The organism is Kitasatospora sp. NBC_00374, assembly GCF_041434935.1.
Classification (GTDB): domain Bacteria; phylum Actinomycetota; class Actinomycetes; order Streptomycetales; family Streptomycetaceae; genus Kitasatospora.
In genome coordinates this window covers 6,068,993-6,091,120 of the sequence record NZ_CP107964.1, presented here as the reverse complement: position 1 = coordinate 6,091,120, position 22,128 = coordinate 6,068,993, and the positions used below count along the sequence as shown (strand labels likewise).

The following is a 22,128-nucleotide window of genomic DNA, read 5'->3' as shown; positions in this document are numbered from 1 at the left end:
GACGACGCCTCTCGGTCCCCGATGCGCGACCGGAACCTCCCGTACCAGTTCACCCGCTCGCCCCAACGGGCCCCACCACAGGCCCACGCTGACACCACGAGCCCCACCACCCACAGGGGCCTCACGGTGCCCGCCAGAGCGCTCCGGCCCCGCAGACTCGTGCTCCGCCGTCGGACGTCGCCGAGCACATCTTGCGAACTGGAGACCCACGTGGCCGGCCGTATCGAGGACTACGCCCTCATCGGAGACATGCAGACCGCTGCCCTCGTCAGCAGGGACGGCGCGGTCGACTGGCTCTGTCTGCCCAGATTCGACTCGCCGGCCGTCTTCGCCGGCCTGCTGGGGACCGATGAACACGGGTTCTGGCGGATCGGCCCGGCCGAACCGGTCACCGACCCCGCGACCCCGCCCGCGCCGCGCACCGCCGTCAGCGACACCGACGAGATCCCCGTCCCGGTCACCGCCGGCGCCCCCGCCCTGCCCAGCGACCGGCGCCGCTACCGCGGCGACTCGCTGATCCTGGAGCACGAGTGGGACACCCAGGGCGGCAGCGTCCGGGTCATCGACTTCATGCCGCCCCGCCACCTGCTCGGCACCCCCGACGTGCCGCAGATGATCCGGATCGTCGAGGGCCTCAAGGGCCGGGTCCGGATGCGCTCGGCCGTCCGGATGCGGTTCAGCTACGGCCGGATCGTGCCCTGGGTGCACCGGGTCGAGCAGCCCGACGGCGGCCACCGCACCGTCGCCGTCGCCGGACCGGACTCGGTCTGGCTGGACGGCGTCGCCGAGACGTACGGCCGCGACCTCACCACCTACGCCGACTTCACCGTCGACGAGGGCGAGCGGATCGCCTTCGCCCTCACCTGGCAGGCCTCGCACCTGCCCGCCCCCGCCGCGCCCGACGCGGAGGAGGCGCTGGCCGCCACCGAGCGGTTCTGGCGGGACTGGGTCGGCCACTGCACCTACCAGGGCCCGTACCGCGAGGCCGTGGTCCGCTCGCTGATCACCCTCAAGGGGCTCACCTACGCCCCCACCGGCGGCATCGTCGCCGCGCCCACCACCTCGCTGCCCGAGGACCTCGGCGGAGAACGCAACTGGGACTACCGCTACACCTGGCTCCGCGACGCCGCCATCACCCTCTCCTCGCTGCTGCGCACCGGCTACCGCGAGGAGGCCCGGGCCTGGCGCGAGTGGCTGCTGCGCGCCGTGGCCGGCGACCCGGAGAACCTGCAGATCATGTACGGCATCGCCGGCGAACGCGAGCTCACCGAGTCCGAGCTGGACTGGCTGCCCGGATACGAGGACTCCACCCCCGTCCGGGTCGGCAACGGCGCCGCCGGCCAGCTCCAGCTGGACGTCTACGGCGAGGTCGTCGAAGCCCTGCACCTGGGCCACATGACCGGCCTGGTCCGCAACGACCACGCACACCAGCTCCAGCTGAAGCTGATCACCTACCTGGAGAAGCACTGGCGCGAGCCGGACGAGGGCATCTGGGAGGTGCGCGGCCCGCGCCGGCACTTCGTGCACTCCAAGGTGATGGCCTGGGTCGCCGTCGACCGGACCATCAAGCTGATCGAGCAGAGCCCCGCCGAAGGCCCGCTGGAGCGCTGGACGGCGCTGCGCGAGGAGATCCACCGCGAGGTCTGCGAGAAGGGCTACGACCCGGAGCGCAACACCTTCACCCAGTACTACGGCGGCAAGGAGCTGGACGCCTCCCTGCTGCTCATCCCCCAGGTCGGTTTCCTCCCGCCGGACGACAAGCGGGTGATCGGCACCATCGAGGCCATCCAGCACGAGCTGTCCACCGAGGACGGCTTCGTCCTGCGCTACCCGACCCACGACGACCAGGGCAACAACGTGGACGGCCTGTCCGGGCACGAAGGGGCCTTCCTGGCCTGCTCGTTCTGGCTCGCCGACGACCTGGCGATGATCGGCCGGGTCGGCGAGGCGCGGGAGCTGTTCGACAAGCTGCTGTCGCTGCGCAACGACGTCGGGCTGCTCGCCGAGGAGTGGGACCCGCGCGAGAAGCGGCAGGTCGGCAACTTCCCGCAGGCCTTCAGCCACGTGCCGCTGATCGACACCGCCCTGCGGCTGACGGCCGCCGCCGGGGCCTACATCTCCCCCCAGCCCGACGCCCGCACCACCGACCGGGCCGACCAGCCCGCCCACTGACCCGGGCGGGCCGGGCCCGGAGAACCCTCGGACGTGCCTAGCCGGCCCGCTGCACCAGTTCGTCGTAGGTGGAGAGCACCTGGGCGACGGTGGCCGCCTCGTCCGGCCAGGTGGCGGCCTGCTGGCGGCCGGCCTCGGCCAGCTCGGCCCGGCGCTTGGGCTCGGCGAGCAGCTCGCGCAGGGCACCGGCGAGGGCCTGCGGGTCGCCGTAGGGGACCAGCAGTGCGGCGTCGCCGACCAGTTCGGGGATGCCGCCGACCGCGGTGGAGACCACCGGTACGCCGGCCCGCATCGCCTCCTGGACGACCAGCGAGCGGGCTTCCCAGCGGCTGCTGACCGCCACCACGTCGGCGCCGGCGAGCAGGTCGGGCACGTCGGTGCGGTAGCCGAGCAGTTCGGCCGGCAGCCGTTCGGCGGCGATCCGGTCCCGCAGCGGCTGGGCCTCCGGGCCGTCGCCCGCGATCACGACCAGGGGTCGGGGGTCGGTGAGCCGGCGGGCCGCGTCCAGCAGCAGACCGAAGGACTTCTGCGGTACCAGGCGGCCGACCGCGAGCACCACCGGGCGGTCCGGGCGGTCGCCGAGCAGGGCGGCGCGGGCCTCGTCGCGGTCCAGGCTGCCGGGCGGGATCGGCGGCGCGGCGATCGGCCCGAGCCGGGCGTCGGTGGCGCCGAGTTCGCGGGCCCGGGCGACGAGGTCGGAGGAGGCACCCAGGACCAGGTCGGCGGCCCGCACCACCCGGCGTTCCATCAGCCGCTGGAGCCGGCGCTCCATGCCGGTGGCGAGCATCGCGTGGTGCGAGGTGACCACCAGCGGGGTCTGCGGGCGCAGCCCGGGGAACCGGCCGGCGGTGCGCAGCGCGAGGTCGGCGAGCAGTCCGGCCCGCATCCCGTGGGCGTGCACGACGTCGGCGCCGGTGAAGGCGCGGCGCAGTTCACCGATCGCGGCGGCGTCGCTGCGGGCGCCGGACGTCGGGGTGATCTCGACCTGGTGGTAGCGGGCGCCGGCCTGGGAGAAGCCGAAGAGGTCGTCGGTGCCGGCGGGTGCGCAGACCGTCACGCCGACGCCGTGCGCGACCAGGCCCTGGGCGAGGGAGCGGACGTGCGCTCCAATGCCGCCCGTGCTGGCTGACAGGACGAGCACCACATGCAGCTGCCCCGACTCGTGGGCGGCGGCGGTGCCCCGGGTGGCGGAATGGTCCACGTCGTTTCGCTCCGGCTCGATCTCTCGACTCGCGCTGCCGCAGGGGTTGCCTTCGGCTCGGCGCTCGGGACTGGAAAGCCAATGTCCAGCCGCCACCATGCCAGGTCGGGCGGGTTCTTGGACAGTCGGGCGGGCCTGCGGGCGCGTCGCGGATGTGCTGCGCCCGAGGTGTGGTGACGTCCCCGGCCCTGGTCGGGGGTGGTGACCGGGCCGGGGTTCGGTCGGCGGGTCAGCCGGTGCGGGGGGCGCGGGCGGCGGCGAGCAGTTCCTCGGCGTGGGCACGGCCGAGTTCGGAGTCCTCCAGGCCGGCCAGCATCCGGGACAGCTCGCGGACCCGTTCCTCGTCGGTGAGCAGCTTGACGCCGCTGCGGGTGACGGTGCCGTCGTTGGTCTTCTCGACCACCAGGTGGCGGTCGGCGAAGGCGGCGACCTGCGGGAGGTGGGTGACCACCACGACCTGGGCGCTGCGGGCGAGTTTGGCCAGGCGGCGGCCGATCTCGACCGCGGCCTTGCCGCCGACGCCGGCGTCGACCTCGTCGAAGAGGTAGGTGGGCACCGGGTCCGCGCCGGCGAAGACCACCTCGACGGCGAGCATCACCCGGGAGAGCTCGCCGCCGGAGGCGCCCTTGGCGATCGGCCGGGGCTGGGCCCCGGGGTGCGGGGCGAGCAGCACCTCGACCTCGTCCACGCCGTGCGAGCCGTAGGCGACGGTGCGCCCGCCGACCTCGATCCCGGACAGGTCGTCGACCTGGCTGATCGCGAAGGTCACCCGGGCGTGCGGCATGGCGAGTTCGGCGAGTTCGGCGGAGACCGCGGCGGCGAACTTGTCGGCGGCGGCGTACCGGGCGGCCGACACCTCGGCGGCGAGCTCGGCCAACTCGGCGCGCAGTGCGGTCTCCTGGGCTCCGAGCTCGTCGATCCGCTCGTCGTCGCCGTCGAGTTCCAGCAGCCGGACGGCGCCGGCCTCGGCCCACGCCAGGACCTCGGCGAGGCTGCCCTCGGGGCCGGCGTACTTGCGCAGCAGCTGGGCGAGGACCGCACGGCGGTCCTCGACGGCGGCCAGCCGGACCGGGTCGGCGTCCAGGTCGTCGGCGTAGCCGGCGAGGTCGCCGGCCACGTCGGAGAGCAGGTAGCCGACCTCGTTCAGGCGGTCGGCGAGGGCGGCCAGCCGCTCGTCGTGCTGGCGGACGGCCTCCACGGCGCGGCGGGCCTGGGCGACGAGGGTGCCGGCGTCGACGCCCTCCGGGTCGGAGGGGTCTCCGGCCAGGGCGGCGTGCGCGAGGGTCGCGGCCGAGGAGAGCGAGTCGGCGTGGCCGAGCCGTTCGGCCTCGGCGGACAGCTCGGCGTCCTCGCCGGCGACGGGTTCGGCGGCGGCGATCTCGTCCAGGCCGAAGCGGAGCAGGTCGGCTTCCTGGGCGCGCTCGCGGGCCCTGGTGGTCAGCTCCTCCAGAGTCGCGGAGACCTCGCGCAGCCGGCGGTAGGTCTCGCGGTAGCGGGCCAGCGGCTCGGCGACGTGCTCGCCCGCGTACCGGTCCAGGGCGCCGCGCTGCCGGGAGGGGCGCAGCAGCCGCTGCTGGTCGGTCTGCCCGTGGACGGCGACCAGGTCCTCGCCGAGCTCGGCGAGCAGGCCGACCGGGACGGACCGCCCGCCGACGTGCGCCCGGGAGCGTCCCTCCGCGGACACCGTACGGCTGAGCAGCAGCTCACCGTCGTCCAGCTCGGCGCCGGCCTCCAGGGCGCGGGCCAGTACCGAGGAGTCGGCGGGCAGGGTCATCCTGCCCTCGACCACGGCCCGCTCGGCGCCGCGCCGTACCAGCGCCGGGTCGGCCCGGCCGCCGAGCAGCAGGCCGAGGCTGGTGACCACCATGGTCTTGCCCGCTCCGGTCTCACCCGTCACCGCGGTGAAGCCCGGCGCCAGTTCGACCACGGCGTCATCGATGACACCAAGATCCCGTATCCGCATCTCGTCCAACACGGAGACGACCTTACGAGGTTCTGCCCACACCGCGCGACGAGCGGCGGCCCCGGATGCCCAAGTTCATCCCTTCCGGGCGGCTTCGCGCACTCCCGTCGCCCCGACGGTCGGCACCGTGCACCAGCGCAGGAAGAACTGCGCCAGTGGGCCTATGGCCAGCGCGTATGCCACCGTGCCGATGCCGAAGGTGCCGCCGAGCAGGATGCCGACCAACAGGACCACCAGTTCGATTCCGGTACGGATCAGTCGCAGCGAACGGCCGGTGCGGCGGTGCAGGCCGGTCATCAGGCCGTCGCGCGGGCCGGGGCCGAGCCGGGCACCGATGTAGAGACCGGTGGCCAGTCCGTTCAGCACGATGCCGCCGGCCAGCAGCAGGATCCGGGCCGGCCAGCCGGTCGGGGCCTCGACCACGCCAAGGGTGAGGTCCATCGCCGCCCCGAGCACCAGGACGTTGCCGATCGTGCCCACCCCCGGGCGCTGGCGCAGCGGGATCCAGAGCAGCAGGACGAAGGCGCCCATGATGGTCACCCAGGCGCCGACGCTCAGGCCGAGGTGGCGCGTCAGGCCCTGGTGCAGCACGTCCCACGGGTTGGCGCCGAGCGAGGCGCGCAGCATCAGGGCCATGCTCGACCCGTAGAGCACCAGGCCGGCCAGCAGCTGGCCGAGGCGCCGAGCGAGCGCGTCGGCGAACCGGGCTGGGGTGTAGGTGACGGCCATCGGGTCTCCCTTGCTGCGATACTCGGACTGGACTCATGATGGAAGTCCAATCGGGCCGGCAACAGGTCCAATTCGAAGCGAGTGGACTGGTGGCTCCCATGACTCAGTGGCACAGCACGGTCACTCCCCCCGCCCTGGCGCGGCTGCTGCGCACGGCCGAGCTGCCCGAGGTGCCCGGCCGCCGTCCCGCGTACCGGACCCTGGCCGGCCAGGTCCGCGCCCTCGTCGCCGAGGGACGGCTGCCGGTCGGCGCCCGGCTGCCCGCCGAGCGCGAGCTGGCCGCCGAACTCTCCCTCAGCCGCACCACCGTGGCCACCGCCTACGAGGCCCTGCGCACCGAGGGCTACCTGCGCAGCCGCCGCGGCGCGGGCAGCTGGACCGCGCTGCCCGAAGGCGCCCGGCCACCCGGCGACGCCCTGCACCCCGTCCAGCCGGACCAGCGCGGCGACGTGGTCGACCTGGGCGTCGCCGCCCTGCCCGCACCGCAGCCGTTCCTCGGCGAGGCCGCCGCCCGCGCCCTCGACCAGTTGCCCGCCTACGCCGCCGGCCACGGCCACTACCCCACCGGCGTACCCGTCCTGCGCGAGGCCGTCGCGCGCCGGTACACCGAGCGCGGCCTGCCGACCGTGCCGGACCAGATCCTGATCACCACCGGCGCGATGGGCGCCCTGCACCTGGCGCAGCGGGCGCTGCTCGGACGCGGCGACCGGGTCGCCGTCGAGGCGCCCAGCTACGCGCACAGCCTGCAGTCGCTGCGCCGCAACGGAGCCCGTCTGGTACCGGTCGCCCTCGCCCGCCCCGAGGGTCCGGAGGGCCCGGCCCGCTGGGACCTCACCGAGTGGCAGCGCGTCCTGCGCGGCGCCGCACCCCGGATCGCCTACGTCATCCCCGACTTCCACAACCCGACCGGCGCGCTGGTCGACGAGGAGCAGCGCCGCGCGCTGCTCGGCCACGCCCGGGCCGCCGGCACGGTCCTGCTGGTCGACGAGACCCCCGCCGAACTCGGCTGGGGCACACCGGAGTCCGCGCTCCCCCGGCCGCTCGCCGCGCTCGACCGCTCGGCCCAGGTGGTCACCGTCGGGTCGGCCGGCAAGGTGATCTGGGGCGGGCTGCGGATCGGCTGGCTGCGCGCCACCCCCACGCTGGTACGGCAGTTGGCCTCCGAGCGGGCGTTCAGCGACATCGGCACCCCGGTGCTGGACCAGCTGATCGCCGCCGAACTGCTCGGCGAACCCCTCGCCGAGGTCCGTGCGCACCAGCACGAGCGGCTGCGCGCCAGCGCCCACGCGCTCGCCGACGAGCTCCGACGGCGGCTGCCCACCTGGCGGTTCGCGATGCCCACGGGCGGCCTCGCGCTCTGGCTGGCCACCGACGGAGTCTCCGGCGGCGCCCTCGCCCGGGCCGGCGAACAGACCGGCGTACGGCTCGCCGCCGGGGCCCGGTTCGGCGTGGACGGCGCCTTCGAGAACTATCTGCGGATCCCGCTGACCGTCCCGCCCGCGGCCGCCCCCGAGGCCGTCGCCCGGCTCGCCGAGGCAGCGGTCAGGGCCGCCCGGGGCGGCTACGGCGGCACCGCCGAGAGCACCCCGTCGGCGGCCTGAAGCTCAGGCCCGTCGCGGCCGCCCCACCGTCAGGGCGTCTGCGCGCGCCCCCGCCAACCGGTCACCGGCAGCGCGAACTTGGCCACCAGCCGGTCCGTGAAAGGCGCCCGGTGCAGCCGCGCCAGCCGGACCGGGATCCGGCCCCGGCGGACCTCCACCCGCGCCCCGGCCGGCAGCTCCACCGAGCGGCGGCCGTCGCACCACAGCACCCCGTGCGGGGTCTTCGGCTGCACCTCCACGGCCAGCACCGAGGCCGGCGAGGTCACCAGCGGCCGCGCGAACAGCGCGTGGGCGCTGATCGGCACCATCAGCAGCGCCTCCACCTCCGGCCACACCACCGGGCCGCCACCGGAGAACGCGTACGCGGTCGAACCGGTCGGTGTCGCGCACACCACCCCGTCACAGCCGAAGTTGGACACCGGACGGCCGTCCACCTCGGTGACCACCTCCAGCATCCGCTCCCGGGCCGCCTTCTCGATCGAGGCCTCGTTCAGCGCCCAGTCCTCGTGCACCACATCGCCGTTGGTCCGCACCAGGACGTCGATGGTCATCCGCTCCTCGACCTCGTAGTCGGCGTCGACCACCCGCTCGACCACCACCGCCAGGTCGTCCCGCTCGGCCTCCGCGAGGAACCCCACCCGGCCGAGGTTGATGCCCAGCATCGGCAGCCCCGACTCGCGGGCCAGCTCGGCCCCGCGCAACAGCGTGCCGTCACCGCCGGCGACCAGGATCAGCTCGCAGCCGGCCGCCGCCTCCGGACCCGCGGTCACCCGCTCGACGCCCTCGGGCAGGTCGAGGTCGACCGCCTCCGAGGCGAGCAGCCGGATTCTGATCCCGGCCTTCAGCAGGCCGTGCACCAGGCCCTCGACGCTGCGCAGGGCAGCCTCCCGCCCGGTGTGCGCGATCAGAAAGACCGTACGTCCGCCACTCATGCCCGCTGCCCTCTCCCTCACGTCTGCCGGCTCGCCCTTGAGCCGGTCCCGGCCGCGGCCGTGCGCGCGGCGTTCGGACGTCTGCCAAGCACCCTATCGGGGCCCCTCCGCGACGGCCCGGTCCGCCTCGGCCGGATCCAGCGGCGGCGCGTCACGGCGCAGCCACAGGAAGTACTCCACGTTGCCGGACGGCCCGGGCAGCGGACTGGCCGTCACGGCCCGCACCCCGAGCCCGCACTCCCGCGCCTGCCCCGCGACCTGACGGATCGTCTCGGCCCGCAGCTCCGGGCTGCGCACCACGCCGCCGCTGCCGAGCCGGTCCTTGCCGATCTCGAACTGCGGCTTGACCATCAGCACCAGGTCGGCGTCCTCGGCGCAGCAGCCGGCCAGCGCCGGCAGCACCAGGCCCAGGGAGATGAACGACAGGTCGCCCACCACCAGGTCGACCGGCTCGCCGCCGATCTGCTCCAGGTTCAGCTCGCGGACGTTGGTGCGGTCCATCACGGTGACCCGCTCGTCGCTCTGCAGCGACCAGGCGAGCTGTCCGTAGCCGACGTCCACCGCCAGCACGTGCGCGGCGCCCGTGCGCAGCAGCACGTCGGTGAAACCGCCGGTGGAGGCACCCGCGTCCAGCGCCCGGCGTCCCTCGACGACCAGCCCCTGCGGGACGAAGGCGGCGAACGCGCCGGCCAGCTTGTGGCCGCCGCGCGAGACGTAGTCGGGGTCGCTGTCGTCCTTCGCCACCACGACCGCGGCCGCGGTCTCGACCTGGGTGGCCGGCTTGGTCGCGGTGGTGCCGCCGACCGTCACCCGGCCGGCCGCGATCAGCTCGCTCGCGTGCTCCCGCGAACGGGCCAGGTTGCGGCGGACCAGCTCCGCGTCGAGTCGGCGTCGTGCCACTGCCACTGGTAGTTCAGCTCCCACTGCTCGTCACTGCTGCCCGCCGCCGCTGCTCATCGCTGTTCGCGGTCGAGCGCTGTCAGGGTGTCCGACAGCCGCTGGTGAACATCTTCGTACACCGCGGCGTGTGCCTCGGTCTCCACCCCGTCCAGCGCCTCCAGCCGGCCGAGTGCCTCGTCCACGGCCGGGTGACCGGTCGGGTCGAGGGCCGGTACGAACGCGACGGGCTCAGCCATCGGTGCCCTGTTCCGGCTCCGGCTTGGCGGCCGAGGTCTTGCGCACCACGGTCTTGCGGGCGGCGGTCTTGCGGCCGGCCGGCTTCGTCGGCTCCGCCCCGCCTGCCACGGTCTTGCGGGCGACGGTCTTCTTGGCCACGGTCTTCTTCCCGGTGGCCTTCTTCGCCGCGGGCTTCTCCACCGGGTGGGCCGGCGCCTCCTTCGGCATGGCCTCCCTGGGCGTGGGAGCCTTCGCCGTACGCTTCGCCGCCGGGGCCTTCTTCGCCGGGGCCTTCTTCGCGGGGGCCTTTCCCGGTCCGGTGGAGCGGGCGGCGGGCCCGGTCACCGGCTCCGCCGGCTTCTCGTCCGGTTCCGGTTCCTCCTCCGGTACGGCCCAGGCGTCCGCCGGTACCGTCTCGGCGTCGGTCTCGGCCCGGCTGCCCCACTCCTCGTCGTCCCAGCCGGCCTCGAACAGCGCCTCGGCGCGCGCCGCGGGCCGGGCCGGCGGCTGGTCGGCCCCGGCGGCCGCGGCGGGCTCCTCCTCGGTGTTCCGCAGCTGGCTCTCCAGGAAGCTGAGCACCACGCCGATCTTGACGACCTGGTCGCCGACCCGCTCGAAGACCTTCTCGGCCTCGGCCCGGGCGACACCGACGGCCATGTCCACGCCTGCCCGGCCGACCGTCACGGCCTCCTCGGCGAGACTCTGCAGGGACCGCCCGGACGGCGGGAACTGCTCGGCGAACCGCCGCTCCACCGCCGCCACGTCGACCCCGCCGCGCTCCAGCAGACCGGTCGCCGTGGTCAGCACCCGCTTCCCGGTCTCCTCGGCGATCGTCGTGGCGACCGCCACCACGCCCCGCACCGCGTCCCGCAGCATCCGCCCGCCTCCTTCGGCGCCCACCGGCGCCCAGCTCCGCGGCGGCCCGGCCCAGTGCCCACCACCTGTCCCCCGACGCTACCTCCTGGCACCCCCGGCCCGCTGCACCTTCCGGAGCCCCTCTGCCGTCCGATCGGCCGACCGGCCGCTGCGATAGCGTGGAACGCCGACCACCATCCGACGGGAGCCGCCCAGACCATGGCCAGCATCGAGGAGTGCCGCGAGGCCCTGGAGCAGCTCAGCCGGAACATGTCCCGCTCCGAGGGCGGCGTCCGCAAGGCCGCCGCCCTGGACCGCTCGCTGAGCTGCTGGATCACCGACCTCGACCTGACCTTCTCGGGCCGGCTGCGGGACGGCCGGATCCACGACATCATCAGCGCCCCCGGCGCCCCGGCCGCCAGGGCCGAGATCCGGCTCGCGATGGCCGGCGACGACCTGGTCGCCATGGTCGGCGGCCGGCTCAACTTCGCGTCCGCCTGGGCCTCCGGCCGGGTCAAGCTCGAAGCCGGCTTCCGCGACCTGCTCCGGCTGCGCTCGCTGCTGTAGGCGGGCCGGCGCCGCGGCCCGCCGGTTCAGCGCAGGATGCCGCGGGCCCTGGCCTCCGCCGACCAGCGCGGGAACTCCGCCATCAGGGCGTCGTAGAGCGCCTCGTCGTGCCAGGCCCGGGGCTGCGGGCCGACCGCCACGAAGTCCGCGTTGTCGATCGCCCGGTCCTTCAGGTCGTCCAGGCCCGCCAGGAAGGTCAGGTCCTCGCGCTCGCCGAACCCGACGAACTGCCAGAACAGCGGCAGCGTGGAGGCCGACTTCAGCAGCTTCTGGGTGGGCCGGCGGTCGTACGGGTCGCCGTCCGTCTGGAAGATCACCAGGGCCGGCACCCCGCCCCCGCGGCGCTGGTGGAGGTCGATGACGGCCTGCATCGCGGGCGCGTAGCTGGTCCCGCCCATCCGCACCGAGCGGCGGGCCTCGTCGATCCGGCCGTGGTGACCGGCCAGGTCGATGTCGGTGACCAGCTCGACCTTGTTGGAGAACAGCACCAGCGGCACGCTGCCGTCGTCGTCCAGATGGGCCGCCAGGCTCAGCACCTGCTCGGCCAGGTGCTGCACGCTGCCGTCGTTGTAGTAGCCCTTCATGCTCATCGAGTAGTCGAGCACCAGGTACACCGCGACCCGCTGGCCGGTCAGGCCGCGCTTCGCCAGCGACACCCCGGCCGACTCGTACTTCTGCAGCAGGGCGGGCGCGGTCGAGCGGACCTTCTCCAGGCTGATCGCCGGCGCGGGGCCGGCCGGCGGCGGGTAGCCCGGCGCCTGGCCGTACCCGGGTGCGGGCGGTGCGGCGTACCCGGGCTGCACCGGGTACCCGGGCTGGGGCACGGCCGGCGGAGGCGGGTACACCGGTGGCTGCTGCCCGTACGGCGCGGCGGGCGGCGGGTACCCGGGCTGATGCTGCCCGTACGCGGGTGGCGCCGCGAAACTCTGCCCGTACGCGGGCGGGGCGGGCTGGGCGGGCTGGGCGGGCGGCGCGGCCACGGGCGGCGCGACCGGTGCTGCGGGCTGCGGTGCGGGCGCGGGCTCCCCGACGTCCACCCCGAAGTCGGTGGCCAGCGCGGCCAGTCCGCCCGCGTAGCCCTGCCCGACCGCCCGGACCTTCCACTCGGCCCCACGTCGGTACAGCTCGACCAGCACCACGATGGTCTCGCCGCCGGTCAGCGCCGGCGGGGAGAACTCCAGCTCGGCGCCGCCGCACGTCACCACCGCGCGCGGCGTCCCGGCGGCGTCGAACACCACCCCGGGACGGTCCACGTCCACGCTCGCCACCACGACCACCGACTCGACGCCGGCCGGCACCGAGCCGGGCTCCACCGTGACCACCGGCCCGGCGACGCGGACACCGTCCCGGGCCGGGTTGTTGAAGAACACCAGGTCACGGTCGTCCCGGACCTTCCCGGTGCCGGTCACCAGCAGCGCCGAGACGTCCACCGGGACGCCGGTCGCACTGACGGTCACGGTGACCGTCGTTCCGGTCAGCGGGGCGTTCGAACCCTTGGTCAGTACGGTGCGCGACATGGCTCCCCCTCGTTGGTCCGACCCAACCTGGCAGAACGCGTGATCGGCCGTCAACGGCGGTGCGGAGGCGACCCCGGCTCAGAAGCCCAGCTCGGCGAGGGCCTTGCGGCCGTCCGCGGGCGCACCGTCGCGGTCCAGCGCCGTCCAGGCCGCACCGCACAGCGCGCGCAGACCGTCGTAGCGGTCCGCGCCCTCGCCGGAGAGTTCCAGCACGCCGTCCGCCGCCCGGGCCGTCCAGCCCCCGCAGGTGTGGGCACCGTCGTCCCCGGCCGACACCGCCGGGTGCTCGACGAGCAGGCCACGCAGGTCGGCGGCCAGGTAGGTGGGCCGGTACCTGGGCTCGGCGGCCAGCAGCTGCGCCGGGGTGGTGACCCCGGTGAAGACCAGCAGGCTGTCCACCTCGCCGTTGTAGGCGCCCTCGATGTCGGTGTCCAGGCGGTCGCCGACCACCAGCGGCCGCTTCGCGCCGGTCCGCAGTACGGTCTCCCGGTGCATCGGCGGCAGCGGCTTGCCCGCGACCTCCGGCTCCACCCCGGTCGCGGCGCGGACGGCCGCGACCAGCGTGCCGTTGCCGGGCGCGATGCCGCGCGCGGTCGGCACCGTCAGGTCGGTGTTGGAGGCCACCCAGGGCAGGCCCTGCGCCACCGCGTACGAGGCCTCGGCCAGCTGCTGCCACCCCACCGACGGGTCGTAGCCCTGGACGACCGCGAGCGGCTCGTCGTCCAGCGAACGGACCGCGACCAGCCCGTGCTCGGCCAGCGCCTCGACCAGCCCGGCACCGCCCACCACCAGCACCTTCGCGCCGGCCGGCACCTTTCCGGCGATCAGCCGGGCGGCGGCCTGCGCCGAGTTGATCACGTCGGAGGCCTCGGCCGGCGCACCCAGCTCGGTCAGGTGCTCCGCCACCACCCTCGGCGGCCGGGACGCGTTGTTGGTCACGTAGGCGAGCCGCATCCCGGCCTTCCGCGCGGCCGCCAGCGAGTCCACCGCGTGCTCGATGGCGTGCGGGCCCGCGTAGACCACACCGTCCAGATCGAGCAGCGCGACGTCGTACGCCCCGGTCAACGCGCGGTCACTGCCACCCGGTGCGGTCCGTGCGGGGCCGACTGCCGTGCTGGTCATGCGTGCTCTCCCTGTGTCCGTCCATGTCACCTGCCCGGTGCGGCCGGGCTCCCGGCCGCACCGTCCGCCGCCGCTAGCCCTCCGGCGGCGCCAGATACCCGGGTGCGCCCGGCTGCAGCGGCCCGTAGGCCCCCGCCCTGGCCGCCAGCGTCGCCCGGGACTGCCGGAGCGCCGAGCGGTAGTGCGCGTTCTCCGGCCGCATCGCGACGGCCAGTGCCAGGTGCTCGACCGAGCCCTCGAAGTCGCCCAGCCGGGCCGCGGCGACGCCCCAGCCGAACTGAGCGTAGTCGTCGGACGGATCGGCCAGCGCCACCGTCCGGAAGTTCTCCAGCGCCGCCCGGTAGGAGCCCGCGTCGAACTGCGCCCGGGCCAGCGCCTCGCGGATGCTCAGCGACTGCGGCTCGCTCTGCGCGGCCCGCGCCAGCAGCTGGACGGCCGCCGCCGGGTGCCGCTCCTCCAGCAGCCGCACGCCCCGCCGGAACCAGTCGTACACGTCGCCGCCGGGCTCACCGGGGGCCGGCACGTCCACCTGTCCGTCGGCGTCCCCGCCGGTCGGCCGCTCCTGCCCACCACTCATGCCGTACCTCGTTCCCGGAGCTCCGGCTCGATCCGGCAGAGCGGCACCGAGCACTTTTGATCACTCAACACCCATACCCCGACTAACATGCCCACAATGAGTGCACCCAGTGCCGAAAGCGGCGCCGACCCTGCGTCCGGCGGCCCCGGGGACCCCGGGCACGTCGCCACCGCAGGCCTCTCCCTGTCCCCCTTCCGCGGTCTGCGCTACGTCCCCGACCGGGTGGGCACGCTAGCCGCGGTCACCTCGCCGCCGTACGACGTCGTCGACCCCAACCGACGGCTCGACCTGGAGACCGGCGACCCCCACAACATCGTCCGGCTGATCCTCCCCAGGCCGGAACCCGAGGACAGCGGCGACCGGCCGGACCGCGACACCCGCTACCGGCACGCCGCCCGGCTGCTCGCCCAGTGGCAGCGCGAGGGCATCCTCGCCGCGGACCCGTTCCCCGCCCTGTACGTCTACGAGCAGCGCACCCACGAACCGGGAGCCCCCGGCGGCGGTGTCCTGCAGCGCGGGCTGATCGGCGCCCTCGCCGTGAGCGGCCGCGAGGCCGGCGTGGTCCTCCCCCACGAGGACGTGATGCCCCGGCCGGTCGCCGACCGGGTCGGCCTGATGCGCACCACCAAGGCCAACCTCGAACCGCTCCTGCTCACCTACCGCGGCAACGGCGGCGCCGCCGAGGTCGTCGAACGGGCCGTCCAGGGCGAGCCCCTGCTGTCCACCACCACCTCGGACGGCACCGACCACCGCCTGTGGGCCGTCACCTCCCCGACCGACCTGGCCGCCGTCACCCGCGACCTGAGCACCTGCCGGGCCCTGATCGCGGACGGCCACCACCGGTGGGAGATGTACCTGCGCCTCCAGCGCGAGCACCGCCACCTGCCCCGCAGCCCCTGGGACCGCGGCCTCGTCCTGCTGGTCGACACCGCCCGCTACCCCCTGCAGGTCCGGGCCATCCACCGGGTGCTGTACCGCCTGCCGGTGTCCGAGGCACTCGCCGCGCTCGCCAAGCACTGGCAGCTCAAGGAGGTGCCCGGCCCGCTGGACACCGCTCTGGAGGCCCTCTCCGAGGCCAAGCGGCACGGCGGCAACGCCTTCCTGCTGACCGGCGGCAACGGCACCTTCTGGCTGGCCGGTGACCCGGACGAGGCGCTGCTGGCCTCCACCGTCCGCACCGACCGCCCTGAGGAGTGGCGCCACCTGGACGCCACCGTGCTGCACGCCACCCTGCTGGACCACACCTGGCAGATCCCCGACGGCCCCGACGACATCGGCTACCTGCACTCCGCGGAGGGAGCCGAGCGCGAGGCCGCCCGCTCCGGCGGCACCGCCGTCCTGCTCCACCCGGTGGCCGAACGCGTGGTGCGCCGACTCGCCGAGCAGGGCGTCACCATGCCGCGGAAGTCGACCTCCTTCGGCCCCAAGCCGGCCACCGGCCTGGTGCTGCGGAGCCTGGAACTGGGCTGAGAAACGCCGAGGGCCCCACCGCGGTGTGCGGTGGGGCCCTCGGCTGCCGTGCTGCTGTTCCTAGCGGCGGTCGTCGTCCTCGGCGCGCGCGGGGCGGGCCCGGTCGTCGTCCTCGTCCTCGTCGATCTCGAGGTCGTCCTCGTCGTAGTACTCCTCGACGTCCTCGTCGCTCTCGTAGATCACGCGGTCGTCACCGACCTCGTCCGGAGCGATCGCCTTCGCCCGCGGCTGCTCCGCCGGCTCGCCGCCCTGCTCCTCGTCGGCCAGCTCCGGGTCGAGGGTGTCGACGAACTCCAGGCCGTCGATCTCCGCGAGCCGCTCGGACGCGTTGGTGACACCGTCGGTGTCCGCCTCGGCGGCCTTGGCGAACCAGTCACGGCCCTCGTCGGCACGGCCGGCCGCGATCAGCGCCTCGGCGTAGGCGTACCGCAGCCGGGCGGTCCACGGCTGCAGGGTGTTGGAGGCCAGCTCGGGGCTCTGCAGCGTCACGACGGCCGCGTCGAACTGCTCCAGGTCGCTGCGGGCACCCGCCGCCACCAGGCGCATCTCGACCTGACCGGCCTTGTCCAGCTGCTTCACCTCGGGCTCGCCCGCCATCGCCAGCGCCCGTTCCGGGCGGCCGAGACCACGCTCGCAGTCCGCCATCACCGGCCACAGGTCCGCCCGACCGGTCATCCGGCGCGCGGCACGGAACTCGGTCAGGGCCTCGGCGTACCGCTGCGTCATGTACGAGGCGAAACCGGCCGCCTCACGGACCGACGCGACCCGCGACGCCAGCCGCAGAGCGACCCGCGAGTAGTTGTAGGCCTCCTCCGGCTCGGTGTCGAGCAGGCGCGCGACCATCACCAGGTTGCGGGCGACATCGTCCGCGAGGGTCTTCGGCAGGCTCTTCAGGTCCTGGCGCACGTCGGCGTCGATCTCGAAGCCGGTGACGTCCTCCGGGATCGGCAGCCGCTTGACCGGCTCGTAGTTGCCCCGGCGCTCCTCGTAGCCGCCGCCGTCCCGACGGTCGTCCCGACGCCCCTCGAAGCGGCCGCCACGGTCGCCACCGCGGTCCCGGTCGCCGTACGACGGCCGGCCACCCCGGTCGTCACGGCGCGGGCGGTCCCCGTAGGACGGGCGGTCGCCGGCGCCACGGTAGCCACCGCCGCCACCGCCGGAGGACGGACGGTCGTCACGGCGCGGCCGGTCCCCGTACGACGGGCGGTCGCCGGCGCCACGGTAGCCACCGCCGCCACCACTGGAGGACGGACGGTCGTCACGACGCGGCCGGTCCCCGTAGGACGGACGGTCGCCGCCACCGCGGTAGCCACCGCCGGACGGACGGTCGCCGTAGGAGGGACGGCTGCCACGGTCACGGTCACCGTACGACGGCCGGTCATCCCGACGCGGACGGTCGTCGCGGTTGAAGCCACCACCCGACGGGCGGTCGTCACGACGGAACTCGCCACGCGGACGGTCGTCGCGGTTGAAACCGCCACCACCGGACGGGCGGTCGTCACGACGCGGCCGGTCCCCGTAGGACGGGCGGTCGCCGCCACCGCGGTAGCCACCGCCGGACGGACGGTCGCCACCGGACGGACGGTCGCCGTAGGAGGGACGGCTGCCACGGTCACGGTCACCGTAGGAGGGACGGTCGTCGCGGCGCGGACGGTCGTCGCGGTTGAAACCGCCACCACCGGACGGGCGGTCGTCACGACGCGGCCGGTCCCCGTAGGACGGGCGGTCGCCGCCACCGCGGTAGCCACCGCCGGACGGACGGTCGCCACCGGACGGACGGTCGCCGTAGGAGGGACGGCTGCCACCGGACGGACGGTCGCCGTAGGAGGGACGGCTGCCACGGTCACGGTCACCGTACGACGGCCGGTCATCCCGACGCGGACGGTCGTCACGGTTGAAACCGCCACCACCCGACGGGCGGTCGTCACGACGGAACTCGCCACGCGGACGGTCGTCGCGGTTGAAACCGCCACCACCGGACGGACGGTCGTCACGACGCGGCCGGTCCCCGTAGGACGGGCGGTCGCCGCCACCGCGGTAGCCACCGCCGGACGGACGGTCGCCGCCACCGCCGCGGTAGCCACCACCCGACGGCCGGTCACCGTACGACGGCCGGTCGTCGCGACGCGGACGGTCGTCACGGTTGTAGCCGCCACCGCCCGACGGACGGTCCCCGTAGGAGGGACGGCTGCCACGGTCACGGTCACCGTAGGACGGGCGTCCGCCACGGTCGCCACCACCCTGGTAGCCACCACCGGACGGACGGTCGCCACCACCGCGGTAGCCACCACCCGACGGCCGGTCACCGTACGACGGCCGGTCATCCCGACGCGGACGGTCGTCGCGACGGTTGCCGCCCGCGCCACGGTCATCCCTACGCGGGCCGCGGTCGTAGGACGATCCGCCGCCCGAACGGGGCTCGTAACCGCGGCCCTCGTCCGATCGGCGCTCGGGACGGTCCTGGGGCGGGTTCGACATCCTGGTGACTCCTGTCTGCTGCTTCGACCTCTGGCGCCGCTGCCGTTCCGGGCACCAGCGTCATCGCATCCTGGTGCCGGCCCCCTGGCCGCACACCACCTCTATTGTCCGGCATCCGGTCCGGGCCCGCGTGCGGGCCGACCCCGGTTCTGTCCGGCGTACTTCACAACCTGTCAAAGAAAAAAGGCCGTGGCCCCAGCGATTCGCTGGGGCCACGGCCTTTGAATAATTGTTCGGCGGCGTCCTACTCTCCCACAGGGTCCCCCCTGCAGTACCATCGGCGCTTTGAGGCTTAGCTTCCGGGTTCGGAATGTAACCGGGCGTTTCCCTCACGCTATGACCACCGAAACACTATGAAACTGTCAACCGCACCACACCCGTGACCAAACGGTGTGGGGTCGTTGTTTCAGAACAACACAGTGGACGCGAGCAACTGAGGACAAGCCCTCGGCCTATTAGTACCGGTCAACTCCACCCCTCACAGGGCTTCCATATCCGGCCTATCAACCCAGTCGTCTACTGGGAGCCTTACCCTCTCAAGGAGGTGGGAGTGCTCATCTCGAAGCAGGCTTCCCGCTTAGATGCTTTCAGCGGTTATCCCTCCCGAACGTAGCCAACCAGCCATGCCCTTGGCAGGACAACTGGCACACCAGAGGTTCGTCCGTCCCGGTCCTCTCGTACTAGGGACAGCCCTTCTCAACACTCCTACGCGCACAGCGGATAGGGACCGAACTGTCTCACGACGTTCTAAACCCAGCTCGCGTACCGCTTTAATGGGCGAACAGCCCAACCCTTGGGACCTACTCCAGCCCCAGGATGCGACGAGCCGACATCGAGGTGCCAAACCATCCCGTCGATATGGACTCTTGGGGAAGATCAGCCTGTTATCCCCGGGGTACCTTTTATCCGTTGAGCGACGGCGCTTCCACAAGCCACCGCCGGATCACTAGTCCCGACTTTCGTCCCTGCTCGACCCGTCAGTCTCACAGTCAAGCTCCCTTGTGCACTTACACTCAACACCTGATTGCCAACCAGGCTGAGGGAACCTTTGGGCGCCTCCGTTACTCTTTAGGAGGCAACCGCCCCAGTTAAACTACCCACCAGACACTGTCCCTGATCCGGATCACGGACCCAGGTTAGACATCCAGCACGACCAGAGTGGTATTTCAACGACGACTCCACCCAAACTGGCGTTTGGGTTTCAAAGTCTCCCACCTATCCTACACAAGCCGAACCGAACACCAATATCAAGCTATAGTAAAGGTCCCGGGGTCTTTCCGTCCTGCTGCGCGAAACGAGCATCTTTACTCGTAATGCAATTTCACCGGGCCTATGGTTGAGACAGTCGAGAAGTCGTTACGCCATTCGTGCAGGTCGGAACTTACCCGACAAGGAATTTCGCTACCTTAGGATGGTTATAGTTACCACCGCCGTTTACTGGCGCTTAAGTTCTCAGCTTCGCCACACCGAAATGTGACTAACCGGTCCCCTTAACGTTCCAGCACCGGGCAGGCGTCAGTCCGTATACATCGCCTTACGGCTTCGCACGGACCTGTGTTTTTAGTAAACAGTCGCTTCTCGCTGGTCTCTGCGGCCACCCCCAGCTCGGAGTGCAAGACTCGTCACCAGGAATGGCCCCCTTCTCCCGAAGTTACGGGGGCATTTTGCCGAGTTCCTTAACCATAGTTCACCCGAACGCCTCGGTATTCTCTACCTGACCACCTGAGTCGGTTTGGGGTACGGGCCGCCATGAAACTCGCTAGAGGCTTTTCTCGACAGCATAGGATCATCCACTTCACCACAATCGGCTCGGCATCAGGTCTCAGCCTCAATGAGTGACGGATTTGCCTATCACTCGGCCTACACCCTTACCCCGGGACAACCACCGCCCGGGCTGGACTACCTTCCTGCGTCACCCCATCGCTCACCTACTACCCTGTTGGGTCACCGGCTCCACCACGTCCCTTTGTCCGAAGACTCCGGGCCGGCTTCACGGGCTTAGCATCAAGAGGTTCGACGTTGGCGCTTCAAAGCGGGTACGGGAATATCAACCCGTTGTCCATCGACTACGCCTGTCGGCCTCGCCTTAGGTCCCGACTTACCCTGGGCAGATCAGCTTGACCCAGGAACCCTTGGTCAATCGGCGCAAGAGTTTCTCACTCTTGTATCGCTACTCATGCCTGCATTCTCACTCGTGTACCGTCCACAACTGGATTCCTCCGCTGCTTCACCCGGCACACGACGCTCCCCTACCCATCCACACAGCCGTTGGGCCTATATATGTGAATGACACGACTTCGGTGGTGTACTTGAGCCCCGCTACATTGTCGGCGCGGAATCACTTGACCAGTGAGCTATTACGCACTCTTTCAAGGGTGGCTGCTTCTAAGCCAACCTCCTGGTTGTCTCTGCGACTCCACATCCTTTCCCACTTAGCACACGCTTAGGGACCTTAGTCGGTGTTCTGGGCTGTTTCCCTCTCGACCATGGAGCTTATCCCCCACAGTCTCACTGCCGTGCTCTCACTTACCGGCATTCGGAGTTTGGCTAAGGTCAGTAACCCGGTGAGGCCCATCGCCTATCCAGTGCTCTACCTCCGGCAAGAAACACACGACGCTGCACCTAAATGCATTTCGGGGAGAACCAGCTATCACGGAGTTTGATTGGCCTTTCACCCCTAACCACAGGTCATCCCCCAGGTTTTCAACCCTGGTGGGTTCGGTCCTCCACACGGTCTTACCCGCGCTTCAACCTGCCCATGGCTAGATCACTCCGCTTCGGGTCTTGGGCATGCAACTCAACCGCCCTATTCGGACTCGCTTTCGCTACGGCTACCCCACACGGGTTAACCTCGCTACACACCGCAAACTCGCAGGCTCATTCTTCAAAAGGCACGCAGTCACGAGACACACAGCAAGCTGCACATCCGACGCTCCCACGGCTTGTAGGCACACGGTTTCAGGTACTATTTCACTCCGCTCCCGCGGTACTTTTCACCATTCCCTCACGGTACTATCCGCTATCGGTCACTAGGGAATATTTAGGCTTAGCGGGTGGTCCCGCCAGATTCACACGGAATTTCTCGGGCTCCGTGCTACTTGGGAGAAGCTCAAGTGAGCCGTACAAGTTTCGTCTACGGGGGTCTTACCCTCTACGCCGGACCTTTCGCATGTCCTTCGACTACCCATACGGTTTCTGACTCACCCAGCCGCCGGCAGACGACTGAAGAACTTTCCCACGACCCCGAAGTGGCAACCCCTGCCGGGTCTCACACCACTCCGGTTTAGCCTCATCCGGTTTCGCTCGCCACTACTCCCGGAATCACGGTTGTTTTCTCTTCCTGCGGGTACTGAGATGTTTCACTTCCCCGCGTTCCCTCCACATACCCTATGTGTTCAGGTATGGGTGACAGCCCATGACGACTGCCGGGTTTCCCCATTCGGAAACCCCCGGATCAAAGCCTGGTTGACGGCTCCCCGGGGACTATCGTGGCCTCCCACGTCCTTCATCGGTTCCTAGTGCCAAGGCATCCACCGTGCGCCCTTAAAAACTTGGCCACAGATGCTCGCGTCCACTGTGCAGTTCTCAAACAACGACCAGACACCCACCATCAACCCACCAACAGGCGGACATCAAGTAGGACCGGCTCACTGAAGCAACGACCAACCGGCCGTTCCCTCAGGACCCAACAACGTGCCCGACACACCAGACCCTCAGAAACACTTTCCACGCCGAAGCAGTACTCGTGAAGCCCTTGGACCCCGTGTGCCGAATAGTCAACGTTCCACCCATGAGCGAGCACTCCGGAACATTCGTCCGAAGCTGCTA

At 71.8% G+C, this 22,128-nt stretch carries 15 protein-coding genes and 2 rRNA genes; 4 read left to right on the top strand and 13 right to left on the bottom strand.

The features are described from left to right. Window positions 1–210 precede the first annotated feature (210 nt). Window positions 211–2,172, top strand: a complete 1,962-nt coding sequence (locus tag OG871_RS27190; RefSeq protein ID WP_371500166.1) for a glycoside hydrolase family 15 protein — start codon at window positions 211–213, stop codon at window positions 2,170–2,172. A gap of 37 nt (window positions 2,173–2,209) precedes the next feature. Here the strand turns inward: OG871_RS27190 and OG871_RS27185 are convergent, their stop codons facing one another. The 3 genes from OG871_RS27185 to OG871_RS27175 all read right to left on the bottom strand — a co-directional run bounded on the left by OG871_RS27185 (window position 2,210) and on the right by OG871_RS27175 (window position 6,065). Beyond that, entirely contained in the window at window positions 2,210–3,373 is a 1,164-nt protein-coding gene (locus OG871_RS27185; RefSeq protein WP_371500165.1) for a glycosyltransferase family 4 protein, read from the bottom strand. Window positions 3,374–3,602: 229 nt separating this feature from the next. Continuing rightward, window positions 3,603–5,336 (bottom strand): DNA repair protein RecN, encoded by a 1,734-nt coding sequence (gene recN / locus OG871_RS27180; RefSeq protein ID WP_371503441.1) that lies wholly within the window; start codon window positions 5,334–5,336, stop codon window positions 3,603–3,605. A 75-nt stretch (window positions 5,337–5,411) separates the two neighbouring features. Continuing rightward, complete coding sequence (locus tag OG871_RS27175; protein WP_371500163.1) at window positions 5,412–6,065, bottom strand: YitT family protein; 654 nt, start codon at window positions 6,063–6,065, stop codon at window positions 5,412–5,414. A 98-nt stretch (window positions 6,066–6,163) separates the two neighbouring features. Between OG871_RS27175 and OG871_RS27170 the strand changes: the two genes are divergently transcribed. Then, window positions 6,164–7,666 (top strand): PLP-dependent aminotransferase family protein, encoded by a 1,503-nt coding sequence (locus tag OG871_RS27170; protein ID WP_371500161.1) that lies wholly within the window; start codon window positions 6,164–6,166, stop codon window positions 7,664–7,666. 29 nt (window positions 7,667–7,695) lie between these two features. Here OG871_RS27170 and OG871_RS27165 read toward each other — a convergent pair whose 3' ends face one another. The 4 genes from OG871_RS27165 to OG871_RS27150 form a co-directional block, all read right to left on the bottom strand. Further along, complete coding sequence (locus tag OG871_RS27165; RefSeq protein ID WP_371500159.1) at window positions 7,696–8,598, bottom strand: NAD kinase; 903 nt, start codon at window positions 8,596–8,598, stop codon at window positions 7,696–7,698. A gap of 93 nt (window positions 8,599–8,691) precedes the next feature. Then, window positions 8,692–9,498 carry a TlyA family RNA methyltransferase gene (locus tag OG871_RS27160; RefSeq protein WP_371503440.1) on the bottom strand — a complete coding sequence of 269 codons (807 nt, stop codon included), beginning with the start codon at window positions 9,496–9,498 and terminating at the stop codon, window positions 8,692–8,694. A 53-nt stretch (window positions 9,499–9,551) separates the two neighbouring features. Next, the gene (locus OG871_RS27155; protein ID WP_371500157.1) at window positions 9,552–9,734 is read right to left on the bottom strand and encodes a hypothetical protein; all 183 of its coding nucleotides are present in this window, start codon (window positions 9,732–9,734) and stop codon (window positions 9,552–9,554) included. Then, window positions 9,727–10,590 carry a hypothetical protein gene (locus tag OG871_RS27150; protein ID WP_371500155.1) on the bottom strand — a complete coding sequence of 288 codons (864 nt, stop codon included), beginning with the start codon at window positions 10,588–10,590 and terminating at the stop codon, window positions 9,727–9,729. The genes OG871_RS27155 and OG871_RS27150 overlap by 8 nt, the downstream gene beginning before the upstream one ends. Before the next feature lie 198 nt (window positions 10,591–10,788). Here OG871_RS27150 and OG871_RS27145 point away from each other — a divergent pair, with 198 nt between their 5' ends. Then, window positions 10,789–11,136 carry a sterol-binding protein gene (locus tag OG871_RS27145; RefSeq protein ID WP_371500154.1) on the top strand — a complete coding sequence of 116 codons (348 nt, stop codon included), beginning with the start codon at window positions 10,789–10,791 and terminating at the stop codon, window positions 11,134–11,136. A 26-nt stretch (window positions 11,137–11,162) separates the two neighbouring features. On the opposite strand, the gene OG871_RS27140 is transcribed toward OG871_RS27145, so the two are convergent. From OG871_RS27140 to OG871_RS27130, 3 genes are all read right to left on the bottom strand, one after another. Further along, on the bottom strand, window positions 11,163–12,653 hold the full coding sequence (locus OG871_RS27140) for a VWA domain-containing protein (protein ID WP_371500152.1): 1,491 nt from the start codon (window positions 12,651–12,653) through the stop codon (window positions 11,163–11,165). Between the two features lie 78 nt (window positions 12,654–12,731). After that, window positions 12,732–13,775, bottom strand: a complete 1,044-nt coding sequence (locus OG871_RS27135) for an HAD-IIA family hydrolase (RefSeq protein WP_371500150.1) — start codon at window positions 13,773–13,775, stop codon at window positions 12,732–12,734. Between the two features lie 73 nt (window positions 13,776–13,848). After that, a complete protein-coding gene (locus OG871_RS27130; protein ID WP_371500149.1) occupies window positions 13,849–14,352 on the bottom strand; it encodes a tetratricopeptide repeat protein in 504 nt (167 codons plus the stop codon). 96 nt (window positions 14,353–14,448) lie between these two features. Here OG871_RS27130 and OG871_RS27125 point away from each other — a divergent pair, with 96 nt between their 5' ends. Next, on the top strand, window positions 14,449–15,822 hold the full coding sequence (locus OG871_RS27125) for a DUF1015 family protein (protein ID WP_371500147.1): 1,374 nt from the start codon (window positions 14,449–14,451) through the stop codon (window positions 15,820–15,822). Window positions 15,823–15,882: 60 nt separating this feature from the next. Here the strand turns inward: OG871_RS27125 and OG871_RS27120 are convergent, their stop codons facing one another. From OG871_RS27120 to OG871_RS27110, 3 genes are all read right to left on the bottom strand, one after another. Next, complete coding sequence (locus OG871_RS27120) at window positions 15,883–16,728, bottom strand: hypothetical protein (RefSeq protein ID WP_371503439.1); 846 nt, start codon at window positions 16,726–16,728, stop codon at window positions 15,883–15,885. A 1,803-nt stretch (window positions 16,729–18,531) separates the two neighbouring features. Continuing rightward, window positions 18,532–18,648: ribosomal RNA gene (rrf, locus tag OG871_RS27115) — 5S ribosomal RNA — on the bottom strand. A gap of 87 nt (window positions 18,649–18,735) precedes the next feature. Then, window positions 18,736–21,857 (bottom strand): 23S ribosomal RNA (locus OG871_RS27110). Between the last annotated feature and the right edge of the window lie 271 nt (window positions 21,858–22,128).